This is a genomic window from Undibacterium sp. GW821-FHT07F11 (genome assembly GCF_059418665.1).
Genome location: NZ_JBWKQH010000003.1, coordinates 75,376 through 92,741 on the forward strand (window position 1 = coordinate 75,376; position 17,366 = coordinate 92,741).

The 17,366-nt window shown below is 48.8% G+C and carries 16 protein-coding genes and 1 tRNA gene; 5 read left to right on the forward strand and 12 right to left on the reverse strand.

Annotated elements, in window-relative coordinates; translation table 11 throughout:
• Nucleotides 1-2: 2 nt before the first annotated feature.
• Nucleotides 3-3,041: a sensor histidine kinase, YfiR-like protein-associated gene (locus AC07OI_RS07745; RefSeq protein WP_495256806.1), complete on the reverse strand. Its 3,039-nt coding sequence runs from the start codon at nt 3,039-3,041 to the stop codon at nt 3-5.
• A gap of 604 nt (nt 3,042-3,645) precedes the next feature.
• Nucleotides 3,646-3,722: transfer RNA gene (locus AC07OI_RS07750), tRNA-Pro, on the reverse strand.
• Nucleotides 3,723-3,931: 209 nt separating this feature from the next.
• On the opposite strand from AC07OI_RS07750, the gene AC07OI_RS07755 reads away from it, so the two are divergent.
• The 4 genes from AC07OI_RS07755 to AC07OI_RS07770 are packed head-to-tail and all read left to right on the forward strand — an operon-like array spanning nt 3,932 to nt 6,908.
• Nucleotides 3,932-5,056: a M14 family metallopeptidase gene (locus tag AC07OI_RS07755; RefSeq protein ID WP_495256807.1), complete on the forward strand. Its 1,125-nt coding sequence runs from the start codon at nt 3,932-3,934 to the stop codon at nt 5,054-5,056.
• 27 nt (nt 5,057-5,083) lie between these two features.
• Nucleotides 5,084-5,551, forward strand: coding sequence for a CYTH domain-containing protein (locus AC07OI_RS07760; protein ID WP_492704236.1), 468 nt, complete (start codon nt 5,084-5,086; stop codon nt 5,549-5,551).
• A 2-nt stretch (nt 5,552-5,553) separates the two neighbouring features.
• Nucleotides 5,554-5,823 (forward strand): MoaD/ThiS family protein, encoded by a 270-nt coding sequence (locus AC07OI_RS07765; protein ID WP_495256808.1) that lies wholly within the window; start codon nt 5,554-5,556, stop codon nt 5,821-5,823.
• Nucleotides 5,823-6,908, forward strand: coding sequence for a WD40/YVTN/BNR-like repeat-containing protein (locus AC07OI_RS07770; RefSeq protein WP_495256809.1), 1,086 nt, complete (start codon nt 5,823-5,825; stop codon nt 6,906-6,908). Before AC07OI_RS07765 ends, AC07OI_RS07770 begins: the two co-directional genes overlap by 1 nt.
• A gap of 70 nt (nt 6,909-6,978) precedes the next feature.
• Here the strand turns inward: AC07OI_RS07770 and AC07OI_RS07775 are convergent, their stop codons facing one another.
• The 8 genes from AC07OI_RS07775 to AC07OI_RS07810 all read right to left on the reverse strand — a co-directional run bounded on the left by AC07OI_RS07775 (nt 6,979) and on the right by AC07OI_RS07810 (nt 13,441).
• The gene (locus tag AC07OI_RS07775; RefSeq protein ID WP_495256810.1) at nt 6,979-7,359 is read right to left on the reverse strand and encodes a nuclear transport factor 2 family protein; all 381 of its coding nucleotides are present in this window, start codon (nt 7,357-7,359) and stop codon (nt 6,979-6,981) included.
• A gap of 33 nt (nt 7,360-7,392) precedes the next feature.
• Nucleotides 7,393-7,845 carry a MaoC family dehydratase gene (locus AC07OI_RS07780; RefSeq protein WP_495257173.1) on the reverse strand — a complete coding sequence of 151 codons (453 nt, stop codon included), beginning with the start codon at nt 7,843-7,845 and terminating at the stop codon, nt 7,393-7,395.
• 24 nt (nt 7,846-7,869) lie between these two features.
• On the reverse strand, nt 7,870-8,331 hold the full coding sequence (locus AC07OI_RS07785; RefSeq protein ID WP_495256811.1) for a MaoC family dehydratase: 462 nt from the start codon (nt 8,329-8,331) through the stop codon (nt 7,870-7,872).
• 77 nt (nt 8,332-8,408) lie between these two features.
• Nucleotides 8,409-9,548: an acyl-CoA dehydrogenase family protein gene (locus AC07OI_RS07790; RefSeq protein ID WP_495256812.1), complete on the reverse strand. Its 1,140-nt coding sequence runs from the start codon at nt 9,546-9,548 to the stop codon at nt 8,409-8,411.
• A gap of 10 nt (nt 9,549-9,558) precedes the next feature.
• Complete coding sequence (locus AC07OI_RS07795) at nt 9,559-10,749, reverse strand: acyl-CoA dehydrogenase family protein (RefSeq protein ID WP_495256813.1); 1,191 nt, start codon at nt 10,747-10,749, stop codon at nt 9,559-9,561.
• Between the two features lie 145 nt (nt 10,750-10,894).
• The gene (locus AC07OI_RS07800) at nt 10,895-11,422 is read right to left on the reverse strand and encodes a GNAT family N-acetyltransferase (RefSeq protein ID WP_495256814.1); all 528 of its coding nucleotides are present in this window, start codon (nt 11,420-11,422) and stop codon (nt 10,895-10,897) included.
• Nucleotides 11,423-11,454: 32 nt separating this feature from the next.
• A complete protein-coding gene (locus AC07OI_RS07805; protein ID WP_492704248.1) occupies nt 11,455-12,681 on the reverse strand; it encodes a DUF2863 family protein in 1,227 nt (408 codons plus the stop codon).
• A gap of 67 nt (nt 12,682-12,748) precedes the next feature.
• Nucleotides 12,749-13,441 (reverse strand): glutathione binding-like protein, encoded by a 693-nt coding sequence (locus tag AC07OI_RS07810; protein ID WP_492704250.1) that lies wholly within the window; start codon nt 13,439-13,441, stop codon nt 12,749-12,751.
• 168 nt (nt 13,442-13,609) lie between these two features.
• Here AC07OI_RS07810 and AC07OI_RS07815 point away from each other — a divergent pair, with 168 nt between their 5' ends.
• Complete coding sequence (locus AC07OI_RS07815; protein ID WP_495256815.1) at nt 13,610-14,467, forward strand: DMT family transporter; 858 nt, start codon at nt 13,610-13,612, stop codon at nt 14,465-14,467.
• Between the two features lie 477 nt (nt 14,468-14,944).
• Here the strand turns inward: AC07OI_RS07815 and AC07OI_RS07820 are convergent, their stop codons facing one another.
• Both AC07OI_RS07820 and AC07OI_RS07825 read right to left on the reverse strand, forming a co-directional pair.
• The gene (locus AC07OI_RS07820; RefSeq protein WP_495256816.1) at nt 14,945-16,204 is read right to left on the reverse strand and encodes an acyl-CoA dehydrogenase family protein; all 1,260 of its coding nucleotides are present in this window, start codon (nt 16,202-16,204) and stop codon (nt 14,945-14,947) included.
• 69 nt (nt 16,205-16,273) lie between these two features.
• Complete coding sequence (locus AC07OI_RS07825; protein ID WP_495256817.1) at nt 16,274-17,341, reverse strand: phosphotransferase family protein; 1,068 nt, start codon at nt 17,339-17,341, stop codon at nt 16,274-16,276.
• Between the last annotated feature and the right edge of the window lie 25 nt (nt 17,342-17,366).

Here is a 17,366-nt window from a genome sequence, read left to right on the forward strand (position 1 = left end):
GATTAGTCCTTCAGTTCGATCTCGAAATCTTTAGCAAGGTGCCAGGTCAGTGTCTCGGCACCCCGAAAATCAAAATCGTCAACAAGTGAGCGCAGCGACGCAAGTTTGTCGGCAGGCAGCAAAGGTTTGAGTGCTTCAAATAACTGGTTGGCTCGATCAGGGTGATCGGTATCCAGCGCCTGTAAAAGCTCAAGCAACAAGGGACCAACTTTTCCTTTGTCGATAGAGTCAGGTTCTATCGATGATTCTTCTGTTTCTTTTTCTTCGGTACACAAGAGTGAGATGGATGCAAAGGTTTTATCCATAGCCACTTGCAGTTTATCCAGGGCAAATTGACCTTCTCCTGATGTCCCGGTGGTTTCGATTTCTGCCGCAGCATGCGCAATATCAAAAAGCCCTAAATTTCCTGCACACCCTTTCAACTTATGTGCCAAAGCTTTGATTGCATCAAGATCATTTGCCGCGTAGCAAGCGGAAAACTGGTCGGCACTATCAATATAGTCGATCTTGAATTTCAGCAAAAATTTACGATAAACTGCGAAATCATTCCACACGGCCATCGCTTCTTTTACGGCAATGCCCGGAAGTTTTTCAATATTCTGTGTAACTATGATGCCTGAGGTTTGCGTATGATCATCATCTTCAGACATCTCTGACTGGCAGTGAGTCAACTGCTGTATGGCAGTCATTAACTCTTCTACGTTGAAAGGCTTGGCAACAAATGCATTCATGCCCGCTTCATGCGCAGCTTCTTGTTGCATTTTGAATGCGCCGGCAGTGAGGGCGATGACAGGCAGTTTGCCAGCATCCGGCAAGGCACGTAATTGTCTTGTAGCTTCGTAGCCGTCCATCAATGGCATCTGTACATCCATCAACACAATATCAACCACCTTAGGGTGCTTGCGCAGCCATTCCACTGCTGCTAGCCCATCATTTGCCAAATAGACCGTAGCGCCATCCGCAGCAAGGATTCTTTGAGCGACTTCGCGATTGACTTCGCTATCGTCAACTACCAGCACATTCACTCCGGGAATGCGTTTTTCTTTTAATATCCTGGCCTGACGTTTCCTTTGCAGACGGCCAGTACCGCGACGGCCCAGTACTTCGGCGACGCAGTTATAAAGGGTTGAGCAGGTCACAGGTTTGCTGAGTACGCCATCGATCAGGCCGATATCTGCATGCTTCAACAATTCATCCCGTGAAAAAGCAGTAACCATCACAACAATAGGTGAAGCATCGTCTTTCAATACACTACGAATCAGGCTTGCAGTTTGCAAACCATCTATTCCAGGCATTTTCCAGTCAAACAGCAGCACGTCATATTTAGTATTGCTTTCAAGCCTGGCCTGAACTTTTTGAATGGCGGCTTCGCCTGAATCCACCTTGGTTGGGTTCCAGCCCACTGAACGCGCTGTGAGAGCCATGTTTTCGCGGGCATTCTCACTGTCATCCGCGATCAGGATATCCAGCGCAGCCATTTCGGCCGGCGCATAGGCGCTGGTTGGCGACCATTCAAAGGGTATGGTGAACCAAAATTCGCTGCCCGTACCGGGCTCGCTGATGACACCGATCTCTCCGCCCATCTTGTTCACCAGATGGCGACAGATGGTCAATCCCAAACCGGTACCACCAAAACGACGGGTAGTCGAAATATCGGCTTGAGAAAATGCTGCAAAAATCTGTGATTGTTTATCCAGCGGAATACCGATGCCAGAATCCCGCACAGAAAAGCGCAAGGTAATCGTGCTGTTATCCCTGGCTAGTTGACTGATGCTCACCGTGACAGAGCCATGCTCGGTAAACTTGATGGCATTTCCGGTAAGGTTAATCAGTACCTGCTCTACCCGCAGTGCGTCGCCAAGCAATTGGCCGCTGAACGCGGGAGGCGGGGAAATGTTCAGTTCGATATCTTTGTCACCAGCGGTGGCAGCCATAATCCCTGCCAGATTGTCCAGCAAATCGACGATACGGAAAGGGGCATGCTCCACCTCCAGTTGCCCGGCCTCGATCTTGGAAAAATCCAGGATGTCATTGATGATAGCTTGCAATGAACGGCCAGCATTGCGGATTTTTTTGACCAGATCTATGGCGTCATCATTAAGTTGATTCTGTTCCAGCAAATAAGCGAACCCCAGGATGGCATTCATGGGAGTGCGAATTTCATGGCTCATATTGGCGAGAAAATCTGCCTTGGCACGATTGGCACTTTCAGCTTCTTCGGTTCTGCTGATCAAGGTTTGGTTAGCAACTTGCAGTTCATTGGTGCGATCAATCACTCTGCCTTCAAGTTCTGCATTCAGGGTACGTACAGCCTGTTCTGCCTGGCTTTTTTCACTGATCTCGCGCTCCAGAGTTTGCAGCATGTCATTGAAGGATTGGGCCAACTGACCAATTTCATCTTCCGTACTTTTACTGGCACGTAAATGATAATTGCGCTGTTCCATGACTTGTCTTGCGACACTGCTGATGGCGTGAATCGGAACTGAAATCCAACGCTGCAAATGAGATGAAATAAGTACACCTAATGCAAGGCTGGCAAATAAAACCAGACCAAGTATGACTAGATAATCAAGCAGCCACTTGCCGAGTTGATAGTGCTGCCTCAAATATATTGTGCCAAGAGTTTCGTGATCTGAACTGATGCGTTTGAAGACTGCGAGTTCACCATCTTCAAAATGAGAATTTTCGACACTGGGACTGGCAGGCAATTGATTCTTGCGACCAGGTTCACGTAAATAGTGAGCAAATAATTTGCCTTGAGATGTGTATATCGCCGCAGCGACAATATTGGGGTTAGCCCGTAATTGCGCCAGATTTTCATTGGCCACTTTGATGTCATCAAATTCCAACGCTACTGCACTTCCTTGCGCCAGGATACTTGCCAGTACCGATAATTCAGCTACCGTCTTGGCGCGATTTTCCATTAATTCATGATAGAGCAGAGCCCCGCCAGCGGATGCTAAAGTGACTAAGTTGGCGATCAAGACCATGAGCAGCAGTTTATGGCGAACCGTGCGCAATCTTAGTGTCGGCATTTTCATAAATACCCCGCTTTTCTGCGGATTCGCAAGCGGAATATATCTGCACATGGAACAAAAGAACCATGGAAGATTAAGAGACGCTTAAATTGATAGGGAAAGAAAAAAAGGGGGGCTTCAGTCATCAACACCCGCTTGCAGGTGATAGTGTGCCGACTTGAAACGATATTCTGGAAAATCTGTAAGCGTTCTTGCCAGCTCTGTCTGGAGCCGGAGAATATCAACTTATCGCTCTGTTTAGCGTAAGGACATATATCGATGTAACAAAGCTTTTGTTTCATCTTACCCACGCTTAAGTATTTGCGTCGTCAGAATCTTGCTAAGCTATTTTAATCAATTTTAGTGATTGATTATGATATTTATATAAATATTTCAAATTTAATACAAAACGCTAAACTTGCAAGGCTTTTGGGTTGATGTGCGACGCATTTTAAATACAACAATACCGGGAATTAACGGAAATATGAGAGGTAAATGATACTTTTCAGTAAAATGAAATACTGAAATAAAAAAACCTGCGCAAGGCAGGTTTTAAAAGTATTGAAGATTTCTTCAATATACAGTGCTGATTATGTAATCAGCAAACTGGGTAAGTCTTTGATTTCAATGGTCGGGGCGAGAGGATTCGAACCTCCGACCCCGTGCACCCCATGCACGTACGCTACCAGGCTGCGCTACGCCCCGACACTGAGCGAAAGATTATAGTATATCGTGGCGAATTTTGCTATGTTTGGCCGGAAACTTCTTAAATGCTTGCCTTGGTGAAAAGATTTGTCCGATTTTATTCATTATTTGACTGAAATATTTTCATAATTCAGAAAAAACTGTGAAAATACTCATCCTAGGTCGCCGTATCACCACGGTGCTTAAAAACATTTCTGAATAAATACAAGATGACAATTAAAATCAGTCAGAATTTCGACGCGGGAGCGATCGAAGTCGTCAAGGCGGAACAGGCGGGGGCCATCGATTTAAATTTGCGCAAGGATTCACATGCCGATATCTGGCAGTGGTTTCACTTTCGCTTGCAGGGTGCGCGTGGTCAGGAGACCGTCATGCGTATCCTCAATGCGGGTGATGCCACCTATGCCAAGGGCTGGGAAGGCTATCGCGCGGTAGCAAGTTATGACAGGGCCAACTGGTTCCGTGTGGATACCGAGTTTGATGGCAAGGTCATGACCATACGCCATACCCCTGAGCGTGACAGCGTGTATTACGCTTATTTTGAGCCTTATACCTGGGAACGTCACTTGGCCTTGCTGGGCGGAGTAGAAAACTCTTCTATTGCCCGTGTTGAAGACCTGGGCAATACCGTCGATGGCCGCGATCTGAACCTGATCGTAGTTGGTGACCCAGCTGCTGAAAAGAAAGTCTGGATTATTGCGCGCCAGCATCCTGGTGAAACCATGGCTGAATGGCTGGTTGAGGGCACTTTGAATGCCTTGCTGGACCCATCCAATCCAATCGCACGCAGCATCCTGGAAAAAGCGGTTGTGTATATTGTCCCTAATATGAACCCGGATGGTTCTGTACGCGGCAACCTGCGCACCAATGCAGCTGGCGCCAACCTTAACCGTGAATGGATGACACCTTCGCTGGAAACCAGCCCTGAAGTGTATTATGTGAAGAACAAGATCCATGAAACAGGTTGCGACCTGTTCCTGGATATCCATGGTGATGAAGCCTTGCCTTACATCTTCGTGGCTGGCAGCGAAATGCTGGCAGGCTTTAGCGAAAAGCAAATGCAGGAGCAGCAGCATTTTGTGAATAGCTTCTGCCTGGCCAGCCCGGACTTCCAGACCAAATACGGTTACGAAGCATCCAAATACAATGAAGATGTACTGAAACTGGCATCCAAGTATATGGGACATACCTTCAAATGCGTTTCACTGACGTTGGAACTGCCATTCAAGGACAATGCCAATTTGCCGGATGCAGAAGTGGGTTGGGATGGTTCTCGCAGTATCAAATTGGGTGAAGCAATGTTGCAACCGATTTTGGCTACATTGAGTGCATAATTCCGGTATTTATTGATCGGAGTAGTAATGGGCGTAGAAATTGAACGCAAATTCCTTGTTGTGAATCAGGATTTCAAACAACAGGGGCAGGGCACGTTTCTGCGCCAGGGTTATATTTGTTCTGACCCGGGTCGCATCGTACGGGTACGCATAGAAGCAGAACGTGCGATGCTGACCATCAAAGGCATGTCAACCGGTATTAGCTGTGGCGAATGGGAATACCCCATCCCGCTGGTCGATGCTCAAATCTTGCTGGACACAGTCTGCCAGCAACCTCTCATAGAAAAAACACGTTACCGTATTCCTCTTGCAGGTTTGACCTGGGAAGTGGATGAGTTCATTGGCGATAATCTAGGCCTTATTGTGGCAGAGGTTGAGCTTGAATCCGAGCAACAGCAATTTGACCGTCCGGCCTGGCTGGGTGAAGAAGTCAGCCACGACCGGCGTTATGCAAATGCGAATTTGCTCAAACACCCATACAAGGACTGGGCATAATCATGGCCAGGTTGATTTTCACCCAGCAACTCAGTCGTTTTACTGAAGTTCCTGAAGTGGAAACGGTGGCGGATAATTTGCGCGATGCGCTGGAAGTAGTATTTCAGGTCAACCCCACTCTACGCGGCTATATCCTGGATGAACAGGGTGATCTGCGTTTTCATGTGGTGATCTTTATCGATGGCAAGCGTGTCATGCAACGCAGTGGCTTGCGTGACCCTTTAAATTCAAATAGCCAAGTCTATGTCTTGCAGGCTCTTTCAGGAGGCTAATGATGAAAGCAATGGTAGCAACCCGCAAGGGTTTGTTTGAATTGATCCATATTGACGGTAAGTGGAAGCTGGATCAGATCAGTTTTCTGGGAGAACCCCTGAGCATGTGCCTGCATGACAAACGCGATGGCGCCGTCTATGCAGCATTGAATCTCGGACACTTTGGAGTCAAGTTGCATAGACGGGATGAAGGCCGTGACGACTGGACAGAGATCGCCGTGCCAGCTTACCCTGAACACCCTAAAACAGAGGATGATGTCGAATGGAAACTGAAGGCTATCTGGTCACTGGAAACTGGTGGCAGTGAAGAGCCGGGTGTGTTGTGGGCCGGTACCTTGCCTGGTGGCTTATTCCGTTCTGTTGACCGTGGCAACAACTGGGAGCTGGTGCGCAGTCTGTGGGACAGGGAAGAGCGCAAGGAGTGGATGGGCGGCGGTTACGATACGCCAGGCATACATTCGATATGCGTCAACCCGCGCAATTCTCAGCATATTTTGCTGGGTATCTCCTGTGGCGGCGCCTGGAAAACTGAAGATGGCGGCAAGAACTGGGGATTATGTGCATCCGGTATGCATGCGGCTTATATGCCGCCTGACATGGCAGACAAGCAAAATATCCAGGACCCGCACCTGATCGCACGCAGCAAATTCGCCAGCCATGTTTTATGGTGTCAGCATCACAATGGCATTTGGCGCAGTGAAGATGATGCAGCAAGCTGGCAGCAATTGCATTTGCCTGAAGGTATTCCAGATTTTGGTTTTGCTGTAGCCGCCCACCCACGCAACCCCGATATTGCCTGGTTTGTGCCTGCTGTGGCGGACCAAAAGCGTGTGCCCCTGCATGGCGCCATGAGCGTCACGCGTACCAGGGATGGTGGCAAGACCTTTGAATCTTTGAGAAACGGTCTGCCACAACAAGATTGCTATGACCTGGTGTATCGCCATGGATTGGCTGTGTCGGAAAATGGCAAAAATCTGTTGATGGCATCGACTACCGGCAACTTGTGGGCGAGTGAGAATGAGGGGGATGATTGGTACCAGATATCTGTTAATTTGCCACCGATTTACGCCGTCAAATTTTATTAATCTCATTCACTGAAGCTATTGAGACCATGGCATATGCTTTGGCCTCACCGCACTTCAAGTGTCAACTATTTCAAGTGCTGGCTCGCTGAGGGATACGTTGTGCTGGATCATAAAAGAAAGTTTCCTCAGCTATGCATTCACCTTCCCAGCGCTGGTAGGCAAGTTCTTCCATTTGGGTGACACTGCCATCCAACCACTCGAACCTGAAAATCCAGCGTATGACGACATGGTCACCATTCACCAATACCGGATGCACGCAGGTAGATGTGACTGACCTGGCGCGCGACATGACGGCATGTTCGGCAGCGACATGTGCTGCACGGCCTATCCTGGGTTTGGCCTGGTTTTCCTGCATGCTGGAATTTTCGGTATAAAACTCTTCGCACGCTGCGACATGTTGGTTTGCTTCAACCTTGGCGATGAAGCGTTTTAATGTGTCTGGGTTGGGCATGTATTCGTTCTCAAAGAGGTGTAAGTGGCTGAGCTAATAGCAGCGTGAAATTGATTCTGCCACGCATACCGGTTTATCCTGGCCTTCACGTTCTATCGTGACTTCCCAGGTGAATTGCGCGCCATCCTTGATGTCTTCTATTTCCAGCAGTTTCAAACGCGCGCGTACCCGGCTGCCGACAGGTACAGGGGAGGGGAAGCGTACCTTGTTGAGTCCATAATTGACACCCATTTTGACGTAGGTGAGTTTGATGGCATTGGCAACCAGCATGGGCAGTAAGGATAAAGTCAAAAAGCCATGTGCAATCGGCCCGCCAAACGGGGATTCACGTTCGGCTCTTTCTACATCGATATGTATCCACTGATGATCGCCAGTAGCATCAGCAAAAGTGTTCACTCTTTCCTGACTGATTTCTACCCATTCTGATTGCGCAACTTCCTGGCCTATCAAGTCTTTTAATTCGGCAAGACTATTAAATTCTCTCATCATGTCTCCTTGATGTTGATTTTTTTACTCTGGACGACGGCCAAACATGCCCATGCCGGTAATCGTGCAGACCAGCTTGCCTTCCTGGTTATAGGCTTTCCACAAGGTATTGATGACACCGCGGTCTGGCTTTGAAGTAGACAGCTTGCTACCCGTAGTTTCGGCTGTGACAGTCAGGGTGTCGCCGGGACGTACCGGTAATATCCAGCGTATTTCATCAACGCCAGGAGAGCCCATGCTGGATGAATTGGCCAGGAAACCATCCACCACCATACGCATGATCATGCCGCAGGTATGCCAGCCGCTGGCGATGACGCCACCAAAGATGGAATGGCTGGCGGCTTCTTTATCGACGTGAAAAGATTGCGGGTCAAATTGCCTGGCGAAAGTGATGATTTCTTCTTCCGTTACTACACGCTGTCCCAGTTCTATGACTGTACCGGGAATGAAGTCTTCAAAATACCAGCGATCTGTTTTGATACCCATAGTGTGTCCTCGTTGTTTCCTTATTGTTTTAAAAGGCAAAAAAAATCCCGAACACAGTCGGGATTTTTCTACAGCATTCAGGCTGCGCTTTTAAAGCCGGGTTGTGCGACAAATCTGGCCAGATGATGATCCGTGTCACCCAGTGTGAGCTCTATCGTGGTCAGGCGTTTGAACATGTGGGCAACCGGCAATTCATTGGTGACACCCATGCCACCATGCAATTGCACGGCTTGCTGGCCTATGTATTTGGCAGCCTGGCCTATCCTTGCCTTGGCGGCAGATACTGTGCGCCGACGCTCCTCTACATCATCAGAAGCGATTTTGACGGCAGCCAGCGTTGCCATTGAGCGTGCCTGTTCCATTTCCATGAACATTTCTGCCATGCGATGTTGCAAGACTTGGAATTTGCCGATAGGTACGCCAAATTGCTGACGGGTTTTCAGATAATCCAGGGTAGCTGCGGTAATTGCTTCCATGATGCCTATGGATTCTGCACACAACAGGGTAACGCCGTAATCTGCCACCGCATCGAGTAATTCCCAGCTGCCGTCTACGGTAGTTAGCAGCGCATCTGCACCAACTTGTACATTTTTGAATGTTATATCAGCGGCTCGATAACCATCGATGGTACGGTAATCGCGACGGTTGATGCCTTCTGCATTTGCATCGACGATAAACAGGCTGATGCCATTCGCATCGCGTTGCGTGCCGCTGCTGCGTGCAGAGACGATCAGTTTGTCTGCCTGAGCGCCGTGCAGCACCACGGTCTTGCTGCCATTGAGTACAAAACCATCGCCACTTTTGCTGGCAGTGGTGGCAATGTCAAACAGGTCGTGACGTGATTGCCTTTCACCGAGTGCATTTGCCAGCTTGACTTCACCGCCAGCGATTTGCTCAAGCACATCTGCATGCTTGCCGGATTTTTTCAAAAACTCTGCGCCCATGACCGTGGCGAAGTAGGGCTCGATAACAATGCCGCGTCCCAGTTCTTGCATGATGACCAGCATGTCGATGGCAGAACCATTGAAGCCGCCTTGCTCTTCTGGTACGGGTAAGGCCAGTGCGCCAAGTTCTGTCAGGCCACCCCAGGCTTTTGCAGATACACCTTCCGTAGATTCTATGATTTGCTTACGCTGTTCAAAGCCATAGTCTTTTTCTACCCAGCGACGCAAGGCATCAGCAAACTGTGTTTGTTCTTGTGTTAAATTGAAATCCATTTTGCTCTCCTCACAGACCCAGAATCATCTGGGTGATGATGTTTTTTTGAATTTCGTTGGAACCACCATAAATGGAAGTCTTGCGGAAATTGAAGTAATACGGTGCCAAAGGTGCAGCATCATCGTCACCGACTATGCTATGTTCAGTCTCACCTTCGAGGAAAGCCGGGTCAAATGGCAGGCCGTAAGGGCCAACTGCCTCTACCATCAATTCCGTCAATCTTTGCTGGATTTCTGTGCCCTTGATCTTGAGGAGCGAAGCTTCCGGGCCAGGGCGGCCACTGTCTTGTGAAATAACACGCAGGACTGTAATTTCCAATGCCATCAATTCCACTTCCAGACTGGCGACCTTGCTGGCATAGACGGCATCGTCAATCAGCGGCAGGCCATTTTTTTGATGTTTGGCAGCTATGCGCTTGAGAAATTGCAATTCACGTTTGGCACGGCCTACGGCAGCGATATTCGTGCGCTCATGGCCGAGTAGGTATTTGGCATATGTCCAGCCCTTGTTTTCTTCGCCTATCAGGTTTTCTACAGGGACTTTGACATTGTCGAAGAAGACTTCATTTACTTCATGCTCTTCATCGAGCATGATGATCGGGCGTACGGTAATGCCCGGCGTCTTCATATCGATGAGCAGGAAAGAGATGCCTTCCTGTTTACGTACACCAGTGTCAGTGCGCACCAGGCAAAAGATCATATCGGCATGCTGTGCGAGAGTGGTCCAGGTTTTTTGGCCGTTGACGATGTAATGCTCACCTTCGCGCTCGGCGCGGGTTTTCAGGGATGCAAGATCTGAACCTGAGCCTGGTTCTGAGTAGCCCTGGCACCACCAGTCTTCGCAACTCAGTATGCGTGGCAGGTAGTAGTCTTTTTGTGCCTGGTTGCCAAAGGCCATGATGACAGGGGCCACCATATTCACGCCAAAGGGCAGTATGGCCGGTGTGCCAGCGCGGGCGCATTCTTCTTCAAACATATGGCGCTGGGTTGCTGTCCAGCCTGTGCCGCCATATTCTGCGGGCCAGCCTGTGGCTACCCAGCCCTGTTTGGCTAGTATTTTGTGCCAGCGAACAAAATCTTCTCTGGACAGGCGTTTATGATTCAATACTTTTTGCTGCAGGTCTTGTGGAAGATTGGCTTCAAGGTAGGTGCGCACCTGATCCCGGAAGGCAAGGTCTTCTGCCGTATAGTTCAAATCCATGTTGTCTCCTGTTTATATGGGCCGCAGTAAGCAATTAAAGAAAAAAGCAGAAAAAAAGCACGACCGTTCAAAACTAATTGTACAACGGATTTTCACAAATGTGCCAAGCAAAATTGGCAGCTAGTGTTTGAGTCGTAAAAACTTGTTACAGATGGACTATGGGAGTTTGCATAGGCAGGAAGGCGATGCCGTGCATTTCTACTACCTCACCTTTGGTCTGAAAACCAAAACGCTCATATACGGGAATAGCATTCAAGGAAGAATTGACAGTAAAATGACCCGTATGCCCTTGTGCGGCAGCATGCTGATGTGCGCGCTGCCATAGGGCGCTTGACAGTCTTTGCTTCTGAAATGATGGATTGACGAACAGGTGAAACAGATGGCTGAGGTCGCGCATGGCAATGAAACCAGCCAGCGTTTCACCATGCCACGCAAGAATGAAATGATAGCGTGCATCAGAGAGATAAGAAAATTCTGCAGGCTCTGATACAGACTGCAAAAATAAATCAGCACCGCTGCCATCAGGGTTGACGCAAAAATCCAGAACAAACTGGGAGATTAATTGGTTAATGGCTGGTGCGTCAGTAGTCAGACCATCTCTGAAATGAAAATCAGAGTCTGTTCCAGAGATGGTTTGTTCACTTTTATGCGCAGGGTTGCCCGTTGTCGTCATCTATCACCACCAAACTAGACAAATTTTGACGCTTAGTGGAAGTGGGTTGCACCTGGTGTTGGTGCATCATCCGGCATTTCGGTATGAACCAGATCGCTATCCCTGTCTGCAAATAGTGGTGTGCCGCAATCATCGCAGAATTCCATGGCAAAAATTTCTTCCAGTTGAATGATGTCAGTGACGCCGCATTCTTGCAAGATGCCTGGTATCTCACCGGCAAGTTGTTCATTTTCATCCAGATTGACAGCGATGATCTGGTCCTCTGCCTGGTACAGCGGCCAGACTACACCATAGATAACTTCAGGCGCGTCGCGCAGGCAAAAACTGATGCGGTATTCGTCAATTTGTCCTGGATTTTCCTGCTCGCCAAAAGATGCGATGATGACTGTGAACTGGTCGGCCTCTTTACCCAGAGTCTGGGTCAGATAGAACATGGCAGAGCGTATGGTTGCAGGACGTATCCTGATATCTGCTTCACGGCAGGCCGTGTAATAGGCTTCGGGCAATAAAAGTTCTATGCCACATCCGGGTAACAGGCGTTTGACAGTCGCATCTGTTTGTAGCTGCCATTGCAACAAGGCATCATTTTTGGCTTGTGCGCAATCATAAGGCGCATCTATGGTTTGCCACTGGAAGAGTGGAGCATCTTTTTTCACTACCAGGACCCCAAGTACATAACGTATGTCAGCCAAAAAAGGAATAGTAGGGGCGCGCTCGGCTTCTGTTGGTGCAGGCGTATTTTTTAACAAAGCCAAGCTATGACGCTCAAGCAAGGCATAGGTTTCTACATGGCTGCGCGGTAATTGATCTATCGAGTACAAACCGGGTAGCAAGCGCAGCTTTGCTTCATCCGCCAGCAAGTGGGCATTCAATTGCGTGTGCAGGGTGTCCAGCGCTTCTGTAGGTATGCTGCCCGAGGCAATTTCAAAACGCGTCCAGGCCAGTATGGGGGCAGCGATCAACAAGCTGGTGTAAGGCTGTCCCTCATGCTCAAACTGGGCGCAGGTGCTCACAGATTCCAGTGTTTCGGTCAGTACCTCATAGCCATTGGGATGCGTCTGGAACAGATGCTCAGTGGCTGACTCCAACATGTCCTGATGGTGTTGTCTGAGGCTTTTCGTTACCAGTGCATCCAGTTTGGCTTGCCAGTCCAGGTCTTCCACACGGCTGGCAGATTGTGCAACTGCAAGCGCAAGATTAGCGACGCGCTGGCTTTCAGCGGCGAGTTTGAGGCGGTTTCTTTTTATAGGGCGACGCATACTGAAATAGTGTTGAGGGGGTGAAGCCCATTGTAACGGTAATTGGCGACTCCCCCGGTGAATGAGTTTATTTCTTTGCGTACTGTGTTTTTCCAAACAAAACTTCTCTTGCCTTGTCATTGTCGAGAGGTTTGCGCAAATCTGCCAATACTTGCACGCCACGTTGTACCGCAGGACGTTGGCTGATAGCATCAAACCAGCGTTTGGCATTCGGGAATTCTGCCCAGTCTACACCCTGATTGGCGAATGAACGTGTCCATGGGAAGGTGGCAATGTCGGCGATGCCATATTCCTCTCCTGCCAGATAAGTGGTTTTTTCCAGTTGCTTATCAATGACACCGTAGATGCGCTTTGTTTCATTTGTATAGCGGTCAACGGCATATTCTATCTTTTCAGGCGCATAGATGCGGAAATGATGAGCCTGACCCAGCATGGGGCCAACGCTACCCATTTGAAACATCAGCCATTGCAGAGCTTCGTATTTCTCCCTGTCGGTTTTTCCAAGGAATAAGCCAGTTTTAGCAGCAAGATAAATCAGTATTGCACCAGATTCAAACAGGGCGATAGGTTTGCCGTCGGGGCCGTCGGCATCGACAATGGCAGGTATCTTGTTATTTGGTGATATCGCCAGGAAATCGGCTTTAAATTGATCACCAGCGCCAATATCAACGGGAATGACGCGGTAAGGCAAGCCGCATTCTTCCAGCATGATGTGTACTTTGTGTCCGTTTGGTGTCGGCCAGGAATAAACGTCTATCATTGCTTCCCTCTTTAATGGGTTGATGAAAACAGCAAGTATCCATTATGCATAGATTCATGCGTTTGCGCTTTAATCCAAAATAAAAGTGCAAAACCTTCATCTGACATGTTGCATGAACGGTTTTATATTTCAGCTTTATACTTGGCACTCGTCAAGCACTTAGACTATATGAAAAAAACTGTACTGCCTTCCTTGTTTGCCTTGCATATCGCCGTGTTTTTATTTGGTGCTGCGGGTGTCTTGGGCAAATTGTTGGCGGTCAGTGCATTATTGCTGGTATTTGGGCGCACCTTGTTTGCGGCCTTGTGTCTGCTGCCAGTGCTGGCATATCAGCGACAACTGCATTTTCGTGATGTATCAAAAAGCATTATCGCTTGCGGTTTTTTACTGGCCATACATTGGCTGACTTTTTTTGCTTCTCTCAATTTTGCGCCAGTTGCTTTTGGCTTGATGGGTTTTGCCAGTTTTCCTTTATTTGTCGCTTTACTCGAACCCTGGTTTTTTAAAGAAACAAGAAAAGCACACGATGCTTGGGCAGCCATATTTGTTGTCATCGGCATGGTAGTCATGGTCAGCGCTACTTCATGGGGGGATGGTGCGGTCTATGCACTGGGTCTGGGGATATTATCTGGCTTCAGTTTCGCTTTGCTGGCAATGATGAATCGCTGGCAAGGTGCTCAAATGCCGCCGTTCAAGCAGGCATGCCTGCAAAATGGCGTGGCAGCTGTCTTGCTCTTGCCTTTTATGTTGATGACGGGCGATCTGGCGGGCAAAAGCATGCAAACCTGGTCTGGATTGATCTTGCTGGGTGTCGTATTTACTGCATTGTCCCATGGCTTGTTCATGTTTAGCCTGGGTAAATTATCCACCAGTTTTGCCAGCATCATGACCTCGCTGGAACCAGTGTATGGCATGTTGCTGGCCTATCTGCTCTTGCAAGAAACTCCGGGCATGCATGAGTTAAGCGGTGCTTTCATCATACTGGCGGCTACTGCGTACGCCAGCTATCAGCATCAACGACACTAGCTGGTTACCGGTTTAACCCTGCCATTGCATTTTCTATCCTGTGCTTCTATTTGTATCTTTTTAGTACTTGTTTTAATATGGGCAAACTCATTTGACGGAAACCGACAACAGCAGAACTGGATTTACTGCGCTTTATGTGGACATGTCAGCAAAGAAGAATGCGAAGAAATTCAAAAATTGTTGGGTGACGACAAAAAATGAGCTAATTCTTTCAACACGCCGTTGATGCGCTTGGCTGTGGTGTTAGTTTTGATGGGATATGCCCAGGCAAAAAAAGCGTTATGCCGCCAAGTATGCTGTCTTGATTGCTTGCATCCTTTTTCCGGTCACCGAGTTTTTCCTGAGGATGGGTGAAATTCCGATTCAACTTGAGCTTGATAATGTTATTTTTTGTGCCAGGAGATACTATGGCGATGCCTCCATGCGCCATTCATGAACTTGCCGAATTGCGCACGGAGTCAATTTGATCTTATTTACTTAAGAGCGGGTAATCGGCAAACCCAAATCTTCAGTCAGGCTGATGTGCTTGGCTAGTTCCAGTTTGGCGATCGCATTCCTGTGGACTTCATCTGGGCCATCTGCCAGGCGTAAAGTACGGTTACCAGCCCATTGTGCTGCCAGCGGGAAATCGCCAGAAACACCACCAGCACCATGGGCCTGTATCGCCCAGTCCAGCACTTGCTGGGCGACATTCGGTGCCAATACCTTGATCATGGCAATTTCTGCCTGAGCATGCTTGTTGCCGACGGTATCCATCATATAAGCCGCCTTCAGAGTCAACAGGCGCGCCGTGTCGATTTGTATGCGCGATTCTGCAATGCGCTCACGCCAGATGCTTTGTTCGGAAATTTTCTTGCCAAAGGCAGTGCGGCTGTTCAGACGCTTGCACATCAATTCCAGCGCACGCTCTGCCACGCCTATGGCACGCATGCAGTGATGGATGCGGCCAGGGCCAAGACGACCCTGGGCAATTTCAAAACCACGGCCTTCACCTAAAAGAATATTCGATGCTGGCACGCGCACGTTTTCAAACAGGATTTCGCAATGACCATGTGGAGCATCGTCGTAACCAAAAACGGGAAGAGGGCGGACAACTGTAATGCCAGGAGTTTTGGCATCCACCAGTATCATCGATTGCTGTGAATGGCGGGCGGCATTGAAATCAGTCTTGCCCATCAATATATACGCTGCGCAACGTGGATCCCCAGCACCGGATATCCACCACTTGTGACCATTGATGACATAGTCATCGCCATCGCGGTCTATGCGGGTTTCGATGTTGGTGGCGTCAGATGAGGCAACTCCTGGCTCTGTCATCGCAAAGGCAGAGCGGATTTCACCGCGCAAGAGTGGTTCCAGCCATTGCTTCTTGTGTTCTTCGCTGCCATAGCGTTCTATGGTTTCCATATTGCCGGTGTCAGGTGCTGAGCAGTTGAATACTTCCGGTGCCCAGCTCACGCGGCCCATGATTTCGCATAGTGGCGCGTAATCCAGATTCGACAAGCCTTCTGGCGCACGCACTGATTTTGGCAGGAATAAGTTCCACAAGCCTTGTGCACGCGCTTTTGGTTTTAAGTCTTCAATGATCTGGGTAGCGATCCAGCGATTGCCTTTTTCCAGGCCATTACGGTCAATTTCTTCCTTATAGGCCTTTTCATTGGGATAAATATGTTCATCCATGAAACGCAAGAGTCTGCCTTGCAAGTCTTTACAGCGATCTGAGTATTCGAATTCCATGTTGTCTCCAATGATATTGTCGTTTTGCGCTGCTTTGGAACTGAGAGAATGTGCTGTCTGAATAGATGATTACTTTTTAGCGTAGCTCCAGCCCAGTTCAGCCATGGGGCGTGCCGCTTCGCCAGATTTTTTCGCCTGTGCGCTGGATGCAGTGCCATCAACATAGCGTTTCATGATGCCTTGCAAAATTCCAGCCATGCGGAACAAGTTATAAGCCAGGTAGAAGTTGAAGTCTTCCTGACGTATGGTTTTACCAGTGCGCTCGCAATATTTGGCAATGTATTCTTGCTCATTGGGGATGCCCAATTCCTTGTGATCAAGACCAGCGATGCCACGGAACTGGCCGGGGGTTACATGCCAACTCATGCAATGATAAGAAAAATCAGCAAGGGGGTGACCAAGCGTTGACAGTTCCCAATCCAGTATCGCCATGATGCGTGGCTCGGTTGGGTGGAACATCATATTGTCGAGGCGGTAATCGCCGTGCACGATACTGGTGTCGTCTCCTGGCGGGATATTATGCGGCAGCCATTCAATAAGATTGTCCATGGCTTCGATTTTTTCAGTCTCGGAAGCACGATATTGTTTGGTCCAACGATCTATCTGGCGAGCAAAATAATTGCCTGGCTTGCCGTAGTCGGCCAAACCTATGGCTGCATAATCGATGGTGTGCAATTGCGCGATGACGCGGTTCATTTCATCGTAGATTTCACCGCGTTGAGCTGGCGTCATGTCGGGCAGAGATTGATCCCACAGCACACGCCCATCGACAAATTCCATGATATAGAAGGCGCGACCTATGACATCTTCATCGGCACACAAGGCATATTGGCGCGCTGCCGGAAAGCCTGCCTTGTTCAAGGCATTCATGACCTTGAATTCACGTTCTATGGCATGAGCAGACGGCAGTAGTTTTGCGACTGGCCCAGGCTTGGCACGCATAACATAACGCTGATCACCCGCACTGAGTTTGAAAGTTGGGTTGGACTGGCCACCCTTGAATTGTTCGACTACCAGCTTGTCTGCCAGCTTAGCATCGAAACCCTCCACGTGCTGGCGCATGTAGTCTGCCAGTGCAGCAACATCAAATTTCTGGCGTTCGGCCACTGGCATGGTGCCCATGAATTCTTCAAACATCGGTGTCTCCCAATTGTTTCAGTTT